We start from the raw sequence: 12,387 nt of genomic DNA on the forward strand, positions 1-12,387 counted from the left end.
TGATGCGGCGCAGTGTCCGGTGGCTGGTCTACACCGTCACCGCCCTGGTCCTGCTGTTCAGCTACCGGCTCAGCCCGGGCGCACCGGCCGGTGACGCCGGGACCTACCGGGGCCGGGTCGTGGAGATCACCACGGGGTCCGTCCAGGTCGTCGTCGCCGTCCGCGCGGGCCGGATCACCAGCGTGGCGGTACCGGTCTTCCCGGACAGCAACGGCACCAGCAGGCAGGTCAGCGAACGCGCGCTGCCGGCGCTCAAACGGCAGACCCTCGCCGTGCAGAGCGCGGACGTGGACACCGTCTCCGGTGCCACCTTCACCAGCGACGGCTACCGGGCCTCCCTGCAGTCCGCCCTCGACGTGGCCGGGGCCCGCCGGCAGGATCGGTAACTGTCCCACCGGCGGGCCCCGCCCATCTGTCTGGTCGCCGGGCAGCATGGCTTACAGGATCAGCGCCGTCATCACCATCGCGAAAGCGAGTAGCACAAGAATCGTCGTTGTTCCCGCTGCGGCGAAAGCCTTGAGGACCTCCCTCAGTGGCGAGAGTGCAAGCCGCATCGTGTCGAGAGCCACCAGCAAGAGGAACGCTGCCAAGATGAGCAGCATCGTGCCTGTGGCTGAGAGGTTCGATCCTTGCTGGGTCTCTAGCCCAACGAGGACTAGTCTGGTCATGAGCCGTTCCCTTCGATAAGTGTTCAGTCGTCGGCGCGGTTCGCAATTGAGGCGTCTGCGGTGCCAGCCGTAGGCGCCTCTTTCAATCGGTACTTGCGCTCAGCGCCATGTGCCCGGCGCCCAGATGGGTGGGGTGGCGGAGCCAGCCGAGGTGATGTGGCGGGCAGGTGGATCACGAGCGAACTTGTCGGGCGACACCACGACAGCAACGCCCTCGCTTAGAGTGATCTTGTGATGGCGCTCCCTGCACCGATTGCTCAGGTGATGCTGTTGTCCTGGTGGGTTGGCCAAGCAGATCAAGACGTGATCATGGGAATCGCCCCCTCCGTGAGCGGCATCCAGATACAGCTGAGTGTTAGTGATGCGTAGCTTTGCGTAACTTCATGATGCCGTACGCGTGGCGTGTTGCCAAGTGGCAATTGCCAAACTAGATTTGCCTCAGCGCAACTGCCAGATGGCGGTTCGCCAGGTCGCTAGTTAGGGGGTGGCGCAGATGGGCAGCGACCCGGGGCCCATGGTGCGCCGATACCAACTGGGGGCGGCCTTGCGGCAGCTCCGAATCGACGCTGGTATGACCATGAAGCATGTCGCGGACGAGTTGCAGGTTCACTCGGCGAAGATCAGTCGGTTAGAGAATGCGCAGAGAAACATATCTGTACCGGACGTTCTTGCATTGCTGAACCTTTATGGCGTCACCGAGCCCGAGACTCGAGATCGACTCATCAGACTTGCCCGGCAAAACAGAGAGTCCGGATGGTGGAAGGAATTCGATCTCGAGCCGCCGTTGGAAAAGTACGTTGGCCTTGAAGGTGCGGCCAGCAAGATTAGTGACTACCAGCTTCTGGTGCCTGGGCTTCTGCAGACGCGAGGGTACACCAGCGCGATCATCGACGGATTCGCAAAGTTTGAGCCGGCGACCAAGAAGAAGAAGCTGGATTTGCGGGAGATGCGACAAGATGCGCTGCGTGCGGACACGATTCTGGATGTGATCGTGGATGAAGCTGCCGTTCGTCGGATTGTCGGGGGCGTAGACGTCATGAGGGCGCAGATTGACTACTTGATCCAGTCTGCCACGTCGTCAAGGGTCTCGAACTTCCAGATCATGCCATTCGGCAAGGGGGCGCATCCGGGCGTGATGTCAGGTTTTACCGTGCTGCAGTTCGACGCCCCTCCCGGTCGCGACGACTACCGCATGCAGGACGTCGTATTCATTGAAGGAATTTCGAGCGACGTCTATCTTGAGCAGCCGGAAGACGTTTCTGCTCACCTAAGTGCCTTTGAAGCTCTGCGAAGCAGAGCCCTCAAATCTGCCGAATCCATTCGGTTCTTGAAGACTGTACACCGCGAACTCACGTGATTAGTGACGCCCTACTCGAAGGACAGAGTCGATCAATGACTTACGGACTGTTGCTGCCCACCCTGGAATGGCAGAAAGCGTCGATTTGTGGCAGCAGTACATGTGTTGAGGTGGCTCTCACGCCTGATTTCGTAGCTGTCCGGGACTCGAAGGACCTGGAGCGGCCGGCGCTCATTTATTCCACTGATGAGTGGGCGGCATTCCTCACTGCAGTGAAAGCCGGAGAGTTCGACTTACCAACGGCGTAGATCCTGCCCACGGAAGGGGCTACACAGGTTGTTCCTTCGGTCACGCGAAAGGCCCTCGGATCTTTCTCCGAGGGCCTTCTCGCTGCTGCCGACGCGGTCTACTTCTTGCGGTTCCAGGTCTGCTGGCTGTGGCCGGCGCCCTGGCAACCCACCATTTCGATCTTGGTGCCGTTGGCCTTGCTGTCGCCCACGCTGTCGATGCAGTTGTTCGTCAGGCCGGTCTTCACCATGTTGTTGTTGATCGACCACTGCTGCGCCGGGTTGCCGCTGCAGTTGGCGGTCTGCACCGGCGTCCCCTGCGCGGTGTCCGCCATCGCGACGTCCATGCACAGCCCGGTCAGGATCGAGCGGATCGTGCCGTCGTCCCGGACGTCCCACCGCTGCGAGGAGGCGTTGCTGCAGGACTGCATGGTCAGCTTCGTGCCGTCGACGCCGGCCCCCGCGTCCAGGCACTTGCCGGACATCTTCTGCACGAACGTGACGCCGGGCAGCGGGGTGTCCGGTTGCGACTGCGGCTGGGCGGCCTTCGTCGTGGTCTTGGACTTCGGCGTGTCCTTGCCCTTCGGCGGATTGGCCTGCGCCTGTGCCTGCGCCTCCGGCGGCGGTGGCGGCGCGGCCCCCGAGGGCACGGCAACCGGGTTCGAGGCGGTGGGCTTGCCAGCTGGCGGGGCGGCGTTCGGCGCACCGGTCAGCCGGGTGTCGAGCTTGTAGTACGCCGTGTACGCGGCCACCCGCTCCAGGAACCCGGTCGCGCTGGCCTGCGGCTTGCCGCCGGCCTGCCGGACCGTCGTGGGCCCGGACGTGAACGCGCTGACCGCCAGCAGGTACGGGTCGCCGGGCAGGCCGGAGAACTCGGTGACGAGGCCGCACAGTGCGGTGCCCACCACCGGGATCGCCACCTTGGCGTCCCACGGTGAGGTACCGCCGGGCGCGAAGCGCTTCCAGATGTCCGGCCGGAACTGGGCGATGCCCTGCTCGCCGCGGGAACCGAGCTTGTCGCCGTTGAAGCCGGAGAGCGCCATGATCTGGCCGGCCACCGCCGCGGACGAGACCTGCGGGCACTTGGTGCCGGCCTTGACGAGCGGTTCGACGTACTCGTCGGGGATGGGCTTGGTGTCGTCCGGCTTCTCGTCCGGCGCGGCCGGCTTGTCGCTGCCGATGTGCGGCAGCTTCTCGTAGTAGGCGGCGTACGCGTCGGCCTTCTTGACGTAGTCGGCGGCCGGCTTGGGCACGCCGCCGGCCGACTCCACCGCCTTCATCCCGGACCGGTAGGCGGCCAGCGACAGCTGCCAGTGGTCCCCGCGCATGGTGGTGAGCCGCAGCTCACCGCTGAAGTGGCACATCTGGTGGGCGAGCGCCAGGATGTTCGCCGCCGGGTCGGTGCGCGCGGCCTTCTGCCACGGCGCCCAGCGCTTCCAGTCGGCGTCGTCCAGGCCGGCGATGCCCCGCCCGCCGGACACGGTGCGCTTGGCCTTCTCGTTCAGGCCGGACTCCGCCATCAGCTGGCCGGCGATCCGCGTCGGGGTGAGCATCGGGCACGACAGCGCGGCCTCGTTGATGGCCGCGAGGTGGGCGTCGGAGATGGCCCGGCCGACCAGCTCGTCGTCGTCGGCGTCGGCCACGCCCCAGCCGATCGCGGCCACGACGGACAGCCCCGCGACCCCCGCGATGGCGGTCGCCGCGACGCTCTTCTTCAGCCGGCCGATCAGACGGCTGAGTTTCAGCCGGCCGGCCAGTCGGCTGAACATGGGAAAGGACGGCAAGCGCACGGTAGATCGGTCCCTTCGACAAATCAGCTCCGCGGCATGAACGGAGGATTTGCGGGTGCGGTTCAACGGATGCCCGAAGGGCCCCGGGAAGTGTGGTCGAACAGTCCCTACGGTCCGCGGCGGTCAGCCGCGGGCGCGCAGCATGCGGCGTACCACGCCGGATTTCTCCCGGATCTTCGTCCGGACCACCGGCGCGACGTGCTCGGCGGCCGCCTCCGCCCGGTCCAGGAACGTGGCGTCCACGCCGAAGATCGGGAACAGGCCGCTGCTGTACGCCATCGCCGGGACCATGCCGCCGCGGTGCATCTCGGGCAGCAGGTCGAGGTAGCGCTCGGCGTACGGGGCGAGCAGGTGGTCGCGACCCGGGCGCCAGAACGCGGCGGCGATCTCCCGGACGGAGCTGAGCGGCACCGCACGGTCCAGCATCACCTGCTGCCACACGGCGGCCAGCTCGCCCGCGTCGTCGGTGGCCGCGCGCACCGCCAGCGCCCGGGTCCAGGCGTCCGGGTCGGGGTCGCGGTCGCGGAGTTCGGCGGCCTCGGCGGCGGTGTCCGCACCCAGGTGCGCGGCGCGGATCAGGGCCCGCCACCGCAGATCCACGTCGTCGCCGATCTCGGCCCGCAGCCAGGCCAGGTCGGCCAGGCTGCCGGCGGTCCGGGCGAACGCGCGCAGCGCCACCTGGCGGCGGCTGGTGTCCCGGGCGAGTGCCCGGGCGGTGGCCGCGACGGCGGCGGTCAAACCGGCCCGTTCCGCCTCCGGCGCCCACTGCTCGGCGATGGTCGCGGCGAGCGCGAGGTACGGCTCGATCACCGAGTCGGAGGTCTCCACGGCCAGGACCGCGGTGAGGACGCGCACGGCCTCGGCCGCGGACGCCTCGCCGTTGATCAGCATGTCGTACACGGTGGCGACCGCGACCCCGCGGGCGACCGCGGTCGGCAGGTCGGCCGCGGTGCTCAGCAGCGCCTCCCGGCCCGCGGCGTCCGGGCGGGTGGTGGCGAACGTGAGGTCCTCGTCGTTGAGCAGGTACAGCTCGGCGCCGGGCGGCAGGTCGACCGGGGTGCGGGCCTGCTGCACGTCCACCTCGACCAGCGCGGTGCGGTGCAGGTCGTCACCGTGCCGCTGGTAGGCGCCCACGGCGAGCACCTGCGGGCGGGGCGGCCCGGCCGGTCCGGCGGCCACCAGCACGTAGGAGTCGCCGTCGCGCTCCAGCGTGAGCCGGTCCGTGCCGGCGGTGGCCAGCCAGCCGGCCCGCCACGCGTTCAGGTCCCGGCCGCTGGTCTCGGCGAGCGCGTCGATCAGATCCTGCAGGGTGGTGTTGCCCCAGGCGTGCCGGGCGAAGTACGCGGTCATGCCGGTGACGAAGTTGTCCTCGCCGACGTACGTCATGAGCTGCTGCAGCACCGACGCGCCCTTGGGGTAGGTGATCGCGTCGAAGATGGTCATGGCGTGCGCGACGTCCGGGATCGGCTGGTGGATCGGATGCGAGATCGGTCCCTGGTCGGCCACGTACGCGGTCAGCTTGTCCTCGGCGAGGTGCCCGGCCCAGGCGTCGGTGTACGCGGTCGCCCGCACGGCCGCCCAGTTGCAGGCGAACTGCGCGAACGCCTCGTTCAGCCAGAGGTCGTCCCACCAGCGCATGGTGACGATGTTGCCGAACCACATGTGCGCCATCTCGTGCAGCAGGATCTTGGCGAACAGTTCGCGCTCGGCCGGGGTCGGCGTGGCCCGCCGCAGGAACACGTCCGACCAGGTGACGCAGCCGAAGTTCTCCATCGCGCCGCCGAACTCGGGAACGAAGACCTGGTCGTAGCGGCGCTGCGGGAACGGCATCCCGAAGACCTCGGCGTAGAAGCCGAGACCCTGCGCGGTCAGCGTGAAGATCTCGTCGGCGTCGCGTTCGAGGATCGGGGCCAGCGAGCGGCGGGCATAGATGCCCAGGTCATGACCCCCGACGGTACGCCGGACGTGGTGGAACGGGCCGGCGTTCACCACCGTGTTGTACGTCGACAGCGGCGGCGTCGCCGGGAACGTCCAGCGGCGGGCCGTGCCCAGGTCCTCGATCGCGGCGTCCCCGGAGTTGCTGGTCACGGTCCACTCGGCCGGTGCGGTCACGGTGAACGCGTGCGGCGCCTTGAGGTCGGGCTGGTCGAAACAGGCCCAGACGTGGTGTGCCTCGTCCGGCTCGAAGGACATCCAGAGGTACACCTCGCCGTCGGCCGGGTCGGTGGCCTTGTGTGCGCCCTGGCCCTCGCTGGTGTCCTTCTGCACGGTCTCCACCCGCAGCGTGTTCTGCCCGGCCAGGTCCGGCAGCGCGATCCGGCCCTCGGCGGCGGGCGCGAGCGGCACCCCGTTCAGGGTGGCGCTGACCACGTCGGCCGCGCAGTCGACGAACGTCCCGGCGCCCGGCTGCCGGCAGCTGAACGTCACCGTGGCGACGCAGCGCACCGCGGGGCCGGTGGGCAGGTCGGTGAGGTCCACCGCGATGTCGTACCCGTCGACGGCAAGCAGCGTGGCCCGCTCCCGCGCCTCGGCCTGGGTCAGACTTCGCGTGCCGGTCATGTGTCCTCCTCGACGATGATCCCCAGGCCATCCTTGGCGACCCGGGTCGGACCGGCAACCACCTTGCCCTCCTGGGGCACGGCGACGGCCCCCGGAGGCATCCGGGGGCCGTCGCAGATGGCTGCTCAGCGGTTGATCAGCAGGAGGTGTAACCCTTGCCCTTGCCCCAGCCGCACGTGTCGATCGTCTTGTTGGCGCTGCTCCGCAGGTACGCGGTGTCGCCGGTGTTGTTCCAGACGTACGACTTGCGGCCCCAGTAGCGGGTCGTCGACGTGTTCGTGCCCTTACCGGTACGCAGGTAGACGCTCTTGCCCGCGGCCAGCGGGAAGTTGCCGGTGAACTTGTAGACGTTGCCGGCCCGGTCGCGAACCGTCCAGTAGCGCAGGTTGATGGTCTTCTTGGTCTTGTTCGTCAACCGGACGTACTCGAGGTTCAGGCTCTTGTTGCTGCCGGTGTCCGAGCCCTTGGAGTTGTAGTAGGCGTAGGTGAACTTCACGTCGCCGGGCTTGGGCCCGGTCACCACCGGCGGCTTCGGGGTGGAGGTCGGCTTGGGCGTCGGCGTGAGCGTCGGCTTGGGCGTGACGGTGGTGGTCGGCTTCGGCGTGACCGTGGTGGTCGGCTTGGGCGTGACCGTGGTCGTCGGCTTGGGCGTGACCGTGGTGGTGGTCGGCTTCGGCGTCACGGTGGTCTGGGTCGGCGTGGGGTTGGCCGGCGGCGAGTTGGTCGACCCGCCGGAGCCCGCCAGCGTGAGGCCGACGGTGTCCGAGTAGCCCAGGCGGACGAAGTTCTCGTCGTCCGGTCCGGCCGACGCGCGGTAGTACTGCAGTCCGCCGGGCTGGTTGGTCAGCACGGTCGAGTAGGTGGCGCTCTCGTCGGTCTGGCCGCTCGACTCGGTGACCCAGGCAGTGCCGTTCCACCGCTGCACGGCCGCGGCCAGGCCGGGCTGGCCGGGGTCGGCGAGCACGCTGGCGCTGACGTTGTTGCCGGACGCGGTGACCTGCAGGGACGGCTTGGCGATGATCGGCACCTCGACGGTGTTCGAGTCGGTGCCGCCGACCCGTACCTTGAAGACGAAGCCGGAGTCCATCCGGCGCCGCAGCTCGAACCGGCCGGAGGAGTCCGCGACGTCCGTGATGACGTCCTCGGGGAAGAACTGCTGCGCCTCGTACATCGCGGTCCGGAACGCGTAGGCCGCCTCCCACAGGACCACGGTGGTGCCGGGGTCGGCGGTACCGGTCAACGTCACGTATGAGTACCCGGTGGGCGTCGCCGGCTGGTTCAGCGTCGGTGCCGCGGCCATGGCCGGCGAGCTCACGCCGAACACGGCGGTGCCCAGGCCGAGCGCCACGGTTGCGGCGAGTCCGGCGGCCCGCTGACGGCCGGACGGCCGTGCGGAACGTGTGTGCATCACTTGTCTCCCTCGGCAGCTTGCCTGCCTTCGCTACGGGGCGTCCGATATGCGTCCACCACCCCCGGCGGACGACCGTCGAAGATTAGGTCGATATACTCTCCGTAGTCATCCGCCTGGACGGGCGTGCTTATTGCCTGGTCGGACGAGGTCTTGCAACCTGGCGGTCCGTACTTAGCGTTACCCCCGAAACTGGGGTCAGTCGGATCAAGTCGGACTCGGCTCGGCCCCCGACGGCCGTCGAGGTAGCCTGTGCCCCGCCATGGAGCGGTCCCTGGAAGCCGATTGCGCCCGGTGTGCGGGCCTGTGCTGCGTGGCGCCCGCGTTCGCCCGCTCGTCCGATTTCGCGATCGACAAACCGGCCGGCCGTCCCTGCCCGAACCTGCGTGACGACTTCCGCTGTGGCATCCACGACCGGCTGGCGCAGCGCGGCTTCCCCGGATGCACCGTGTTCGACTGCTTCGGCGCCGGGCAGCAGGTGACCCAGGTGACCTTCGGCGGCCGGGACTGGCGCTCGGCACCGGAGATCGCCGGCCCGATGTTCGCCGCGCTGCCGGTGATGCGGCAGCTCCACGAGCTGATCTGGTACCTGACCGAGGCGCTCCGCCTGGCCGCCGCCCGGCCGCTGCACGGCCGGCTCCGGTCCGCCCTGGCGGAGACCGAGGAGCTGACCGGGTACGCACCCGGCGACCTCGCCGCGATCGACGTCGATGCCCACCGGCGGCGGGTGAACCCGTTGCTGCTCCAGGCCAGCGACCTGGCCCGGGCCGGCGCCGGGCGGCGTCCGGACCACCGCGGCGCCGACCTGATCGGGCGCCGGCTGCGCAAGGCCGACCTGCGCGGCGCCAACCTCCGCGGCGCGCTGCTGATCGGCGCCGACCTCCGCGACGCGGACCTGCGCCGGGCCGACTTCACCGGCGCCGATCTGCGCGGTGCGGACCTGCGCGGCGCCGACCTGCGTGGCGCGCTGTTCCTGACCCGCGCCCAGCTCCGCGCGGCCCGGACCGATCCACGAAGCGCGGCGGTAATAGATCGCCCCTAGGATGAGATCGCTGCCCGAGCGATCCGTGGAGCGTGCTGCATGCAGGTGTCCGGCCTGGTCTGGGCGTTGACCGTGGTGGGAATCCTCGGTCTGGTCATCTTCGACTTCTACTTTCACGTCCGCCGGGCGCACATCCCGGAGATCCGTGAAGCGGCCATCTGGTCGTCCATCTACGTCGGCATCGCCCTGGCGTTCGGCCTCGGCGTGTGGATCTTCGGCGGGCACGCCGCCGGCGCCGAGTACTACGCCGGGTACGTGACCGAGAAGGCCCTGTCGGTCGACAACCTGTTCGTCTTCCTGGTCATCCTGGGCAGCTTCAAGGTGCCCCGCGCCGACCAGCAGAAGGTGCTGCTGTTCGGCATCGTGTTCTCGCTGATCGCCCGGACCGGCTTCATCTTCCTCGGCGCCGCGCTGATCAACTCGTTCGCCTGGGTGTTCTACCTGTTCGGCCTGATCCTGCTGATGACGGCCGGCAACCTGCTCAAGCACCAGGACGAGCGGTCCGCCGACAACGTGATGATCCGGCTGGCGCGGCGTTTCCTGCGCACCTCCGAGACGTACGACGGCGACAAGCTGTTCACGATCCAGGACGGCCGCCGGGTGATGACCCCGATGCTGCTGGTCATGGTCGCGATCGGCGGCACCGACCTGCTGTTCGCGCTGGACTCCATCCCGGCCATCTTCGGCCTCACCCAGAGCGTCTACCTGGTCTTCACCGCCACCGCGTTCTCCCTGCTCGGCCTGCGCCAGCTCTACTTCCTGCTGGACGGGCTGCTGGACCGGCTCATCTACCTGTCCTACGGGCTGGCCGGCATTCTGGCGTTCATCGGCGTCAAGCTGATCCTGCACGCCATGCACGAGAACAACGTCCCGTTCATCAACGGCGGCGAACACATCGACGTGGTCGAAATCAGCACCGGCGCCTCCCTGGCGTTCATCATCCTGGTGCTGGTCATCACGGTGGTCGCGTCGCTGCTGAGCCCGCGCGGCCGGGCGCAGACGTACGTGTCCGCGGCCCGCCGGCACGCCACCGAGTACCTCGACATCGAGACCGACCCGGCCTACTGCGACGAGATCTTCCACCGGTTGCAGGTCGAGGAGGCGCACATCCGGACGCTGCCCGCGAAGCACCGCCGGCGGATCCGCGAGGAGGCCGAGTTGATGGAACTGATCGGCCGAGCGCATCTACTGCACGAGCAACGGGTCGCGGACGGCGTCTGCTTCGAGGTCCCGGTGCACTGACCCCTTCCCCGCCCCGCGGGCCGAGGTCAGCTGCGGTCGTTGCCGCGGGCTCTGGCTTCCGAGTTGCGATTGGTGTGGCGGCCGGGCGTGCGGTTGCGGGCCGCGTTGGCTGCCATCCGGGCCGCGGTGCGACGGATCGCCTTGGCCCGTTCGGTGAGGTTGAGCGTCGGTGCGTTCCGCAACTGGTCGGCGGCCCGTTGCCGTTCCCGGTGGGCGACCGGCGGTGCGGACCGATCTTCGGCGGGGCGTGCGGGCTGGTGGTCGGCTGGTGGTTCGGGCCAGCTGTCCGCAGGGGACTGGGAGACCAGGGCGGCGACCCGCGCCGCCAGCTCGGCCGCCCGGGACGCCTGGTCCGGCTCCGCCTGCTGGGCGGCCAGTTCGGCCTCGGCCGCCAGCACTGCACGCACCATGTCCGCGGCCAGGCCGGGGCGGTGCCTCGGCGGCCGGGTGCCGTCCTCCGGCGGTGCGGCACCGCGGTGCACCGGCAGGGCGCCGAGCAGGGACACGGTCTGGCCGTCGCCGCCCTGGTGGTTGCGGAACTCGGGGGCCATCAGCAGCCGGGACAGCATCCGGGCCTGCGGGATGGTCAGGCCGAGCTTGTCCGCGTTGTCCACCCGGAACCGGGCGATCGCCTGCCGGACCGTGTTGGCCAGGTGGTCGGCCTCGGCCACCGACGTCAGGTCGCCGCCGGCCAGGACCAGTGCCGGCCAGCCGCCGTCCGTGCCGGCGCAGACCAGCTGGACCTGGGTGGCCGCGGTGCCGCGGTCGGTGCTCGGGGAACCGGGCTGCAGGCGTAGGTGTTGCGGCCACAGCCAGCGCAACTCGCCGGCACCGGTGCCGGCGCAGGAGAACCGGACCCGCTGGTCGGTGACGAGGACCTCGGTGCTCTCCGGCAGTGTCCACAGCGGCAGCGAATCGGGCTCGTGGAACCCGTACTCGGCCACCCCGCAGTGCCCGCGCCACATCACCCGCTCGGCGCCGTGCAGGGCGCCGGACGAGCCGGTGGGGGAGGACAGGAAGTGCTGTTCGGACATGGCGGCCCCCTCCCGTCGATGCCGCGCCCGGCCGCGCAGCCACTCGATTACATCGGTCCACATCGACGACGACAAGTGAATACGGCCGAGTTTCGCCGGAACACGGGACGACTACGCCGAAAGCCGGAAATCGATGAACGTTCGGGCCTACCGCCGGGCGCTGAACAGTTCCTCGGGCGGGGCCGGGGAGGCGACCGCGGTGGCGTCGGTGACCGGGGCGGCGCCGCCGGTGAACCGGTCCAGATCGGTTTCCACCCGGCCGGGGAACCAGTCGCCGGCCGCCCGCCGGGTCAGGTCGGCGACCGGCGGTGGCGTGCGGCCGGCCAGCACCACCAGGTTGCCGAACCGGCGTCCGCGCAGGACCGCCGCGTCGGCCACCAGGCACGCCTGCGGCAGGGCGGCGCGGATCGTGGCCACCTGGGCGCGGGCGTACCGCAGGGGTGGCCCGTCGGCGACGTTCGCCACCAGCGTGCCGGCCGGGGACAGCACCCGGGCCACCTCGTGCATGAACTCCACCGAGGCCAGGTGGGCGGGGGTCCGCGCGCCGGCGAACACGTCCAGCACCACCAGGTCGTACCCGCCGTCGCGGGCGCCGGTGAGCACCTCGCGGGCGTCGCCGACGCGCACCTTGAGCCGGATCCGCGGGTCGGTCGGGAGCGCGCGGCGGACCAGCTCGACCAGGGGCCCGTCGATCTCCACGACCCGCTGCGCCGAGCCGGGCCGGGTGGCGGCCACGTACCGGGGCAGGGTCAGTGCGCCGCCGCCGAGGTGCAGCACCCGCAGCGGTGCGCCGGGCGGCGCGATCAGGTCGATGACGGTGCCGATCCGGCGGACGTACTCGAATTCCAGGTGGGTGGGGTCGGCGAGGTCGAGGTGCGACTGCGGGGTGCCGTCGATCAGCAGGGTCCAGCCGGTGGACCGGTCCGGGTCCGGGACCAGCTCGGCCAGGCCGGACGCCACCGCGACCACCTGCCGCTCCGCCCGTTCCCGGTCCTGCCTGCGCCGCCCCACGGCAGCCAGTATCCCGGTTGCAGTCGGGGAGCACCGCGCCGGTTGTCCG

General features: G+C 69.7%; 10 protein-coding genes and 1 pseudogene. 5 read left to right on the forward strand and 6 right to left on the reverse strand.

Going from position 1 to position 12,387, the window contains the following annotated elements; all coding sequences use genetic code 11:
• Positions 1 to 2 precede the first annotated feature (2 nt).
• Positions 3 to 386, forward strand: a complete 384-nt coding sequence (locus LDL48_RS10990) for an FMN-binding protein (protein ID WP_225254945.1) — start codon at positions 3 to 5, stop codon at positions 384 to 386.
• Between the two features lie 51 nt (positions 387 to 437).
• On the opposite strand, the gene LDL48_RS10995 is transcribed toward LDL48_RS10990, so the two are convergent.
• On the reverse strand, positions 438 to 602 hold the full coding sequence (locus LDL48_RS10995; RefSeq protein ID WP_225254946.1) for a hypothetical protein: 165 nt from the start codon (positions 600 to 602) through the stop codon (positions 438 to 440).
• Between the two features lie 559 nt (positions 603 to 1,161).
• Between LDL48_RS10995 and LDL48_RS11000 the strand changes: the two genes are divergently transcribed.
• The gene (locus LDL48_RS11000; RefSeq protein ID WP_225254947.1) at positions 1,162 to 2,025 is read left to right on the forward strand and encodes a helix-turn-helix domain-containing protein; all 864 of its coding nucleotides are present in this window, start codon (positions 1,162 to 1,164) and stop codon (positions 2,023 to 2,025) included.
• Positions 2,026 to 2,060: 35 nt separating this feature from the next.
• A complete protein-coding gene (locus tag LDL48_RS11005) occupies positions 2,061 to 2,273 on the forward strand; it encodes a DUF397 domain-containing protein (RefSeq protein ID WP_225254948.1) in 213 nt (70 codons plus the stop codon).
• Between the two features lie 98 nt (positions 2,274 to 2,371).
• On the opposite strand, the gene LDL48_RS11010 is transcribed toward LDL48_RS11005, so the two are convergent.
• From LDL48_RS11010 to LDL48_RS11020, 3 genes are all read right to left on the reverse strand, one after another.
• The gene (locus LDL48_RS11010) at positions 2,372 to 4,021 is read right to left on the reverse strand and encodes a ricin-type beta-trefoil lectin domain protein (RefSeq protein ID WP_225254949.1); all 1,650 of its coding nucleotides are present in this window, start codon (positions 4,019 to 4,021) and stop codon (positions 2,372 to 2,374) included.
• 144 nt (positions 4,022 to 4,165) lie between these two features.
• Positions 4,166 to 6,601: an aminopeptidase N gene (gene pepN, locus LDL48_RS11015; RefSeq protein WP_225254950.1), complete on the reverse strand. Its 2,436-nt coding sequence runs from the start codon at positions 6,599 to 6,601 to the stop codon at positions 4,166 to 4,168.
• A 136-nt stretch (positions 6,602 to 6,737) separates the two neighbouring features.
• On the reverse strand, positions 6,738 to 8,009 hold the full coding sequence (locus tag LDL48_RS11020; protein ID WP_225254951.1) for a lamin tail domain-containing protein: 1,272 nt from the start codon (positions 8,007 to 8,009) through the stop codon (positions 6,738 to 6,740).
• Positions 8,010 to 8,271: 262 nt separating this feature from the next.
• Between LDL48_RS11020 and LDL48_RS11025 the strand changes: the two genes are divergently transcribed.
• Positions 8,272 to 9,051 (forward strand): pentapeptide repeat-containing protein, encoded by a 780-nt coding sequence (locus LDL48_RS11025; protein WP_225254952.1) that lies wholly within the window; start codon positions 8,272 to 8,274, stop codon positions 9,049 to 9,051.
• Between the two features lie 39 nt (positions 9,052 to 9,090).
• A pseudogene (locus LDL48_RS11030) lies at positions 9,091 to 10,065 on the forward strand (TerC family protein); the annotation flags it as partial.
• 254 nt (positions 10,066 to 10,319) lie between these two features.
• On the opposite strand, the gene LDL48_RS11035 reads toward LDL48_RS11030, so the two are convergent.
• Together LDL48_RS11035 and LDL48_RS11040 are read right to left on the reverse strand one after the other, a co-directional pair.
• Positions 10,320 to 11,327 carry a translation initiation factor 2 gene (locus tag LDL48_RS11035; RefSeq protein ID WP_225254954.1) on the reverse strand — a complete coding sequence of 336 codons (1,008 nt, stop codon included), beginning with the start codon at positions 11,325 to 11,327 and terminating at the stop codon, positions 10,320 to 10,322.
• Between the two features lie 147 nt (positions 11,328 to 11,474).
• The gene (locus tag LDL48_RS11040; protein ID WP_225254955.1) at positions 11,475 to 12,338 is read right to left on the reverse strand and encodes a spermidine synthase; all 864 of its coding nucleotides are present in this window, start codon (positions 12,336 to 12,338) and stop codon (positions 11,475 to 11,477) included.
• Positions 12,339 to 12,387: the final 49 nt, after the last annotated feature.

Origin of the sequence: Jidongwangia harbinensis (genome assembly GCF_020216025.1) — a bacterium.
GTDB classification, from domain to species: domain Bacteria; phylum Actinomycetota; class Actinomycetes; order Mycobacteriales; family Micromonosporaceae; genus Actinoplanes; species Actinoplanes harbinensis.

Coding starts and splice junctions, on each gene's coding strand:
- LDL48_RS10990 (WP_225254945.1), top strand. CDS start 3: ATGCGGCGCAGTGTCCGGTGGCTGGTCTACACCGTCACCGCCCTGGTC.
- LDL48_RS10995 (WP_225254946.1), bottom strand. CDS start 602: ATGCTGCTCATCTTGGCAGCGTTCCTCTTGCTGGTGGCTCTCGACACG.
- LDL48_RS11000 (WP_225254947.1), top strand. CDS start 1,162: ATGGGCAGCGACCCGGGGCCCATGGTGCGCCGATACCAACTGGGGGCG.
- LDL48_RS11005 (WP_225254948.1), top strand. CDS start 2,061: ATGACTTACGGACTGTTGCTGCCCACCCTGGAATGGCAGAAAGCGTCG.
- LDL48_RS11010 (WP_225254949.1), bottom strand. CDS start 4,021: ATGTTCAGCCGACTGGCCGGCCGGCTGAAACTCAGCCGTCTGATCGGC.
- pepN (WP_225254950.1), bottom strand. CDS start 6,601: ATGACCGGCACGCGAAGTCTGACCCAGGCCGAGGCGCGGGAGCGGGCC.
- LDL48_RS11020 (WP_225254951.1), bottom strand. CDS start 8,009: ATGCACACACGTTCCGCACGGCCGTCCGGCCGTCAGCGGGCCGCCGGA.
- LDL48_RS11025 (WP_225254952.1), top strand. CDS start 8,272: ATGGAGCGGTCCCTGGAAGCCGATTGCGCCCGGTGTGCGGGCCTGTGC.
- LDL48_RS11035 (WP_225254954.1), bottom strand. CDS start 11,327: ATGTCCGAACAGCACTTCCTGTCCTCCCCCACCGGCTCGTCCGGCGCC.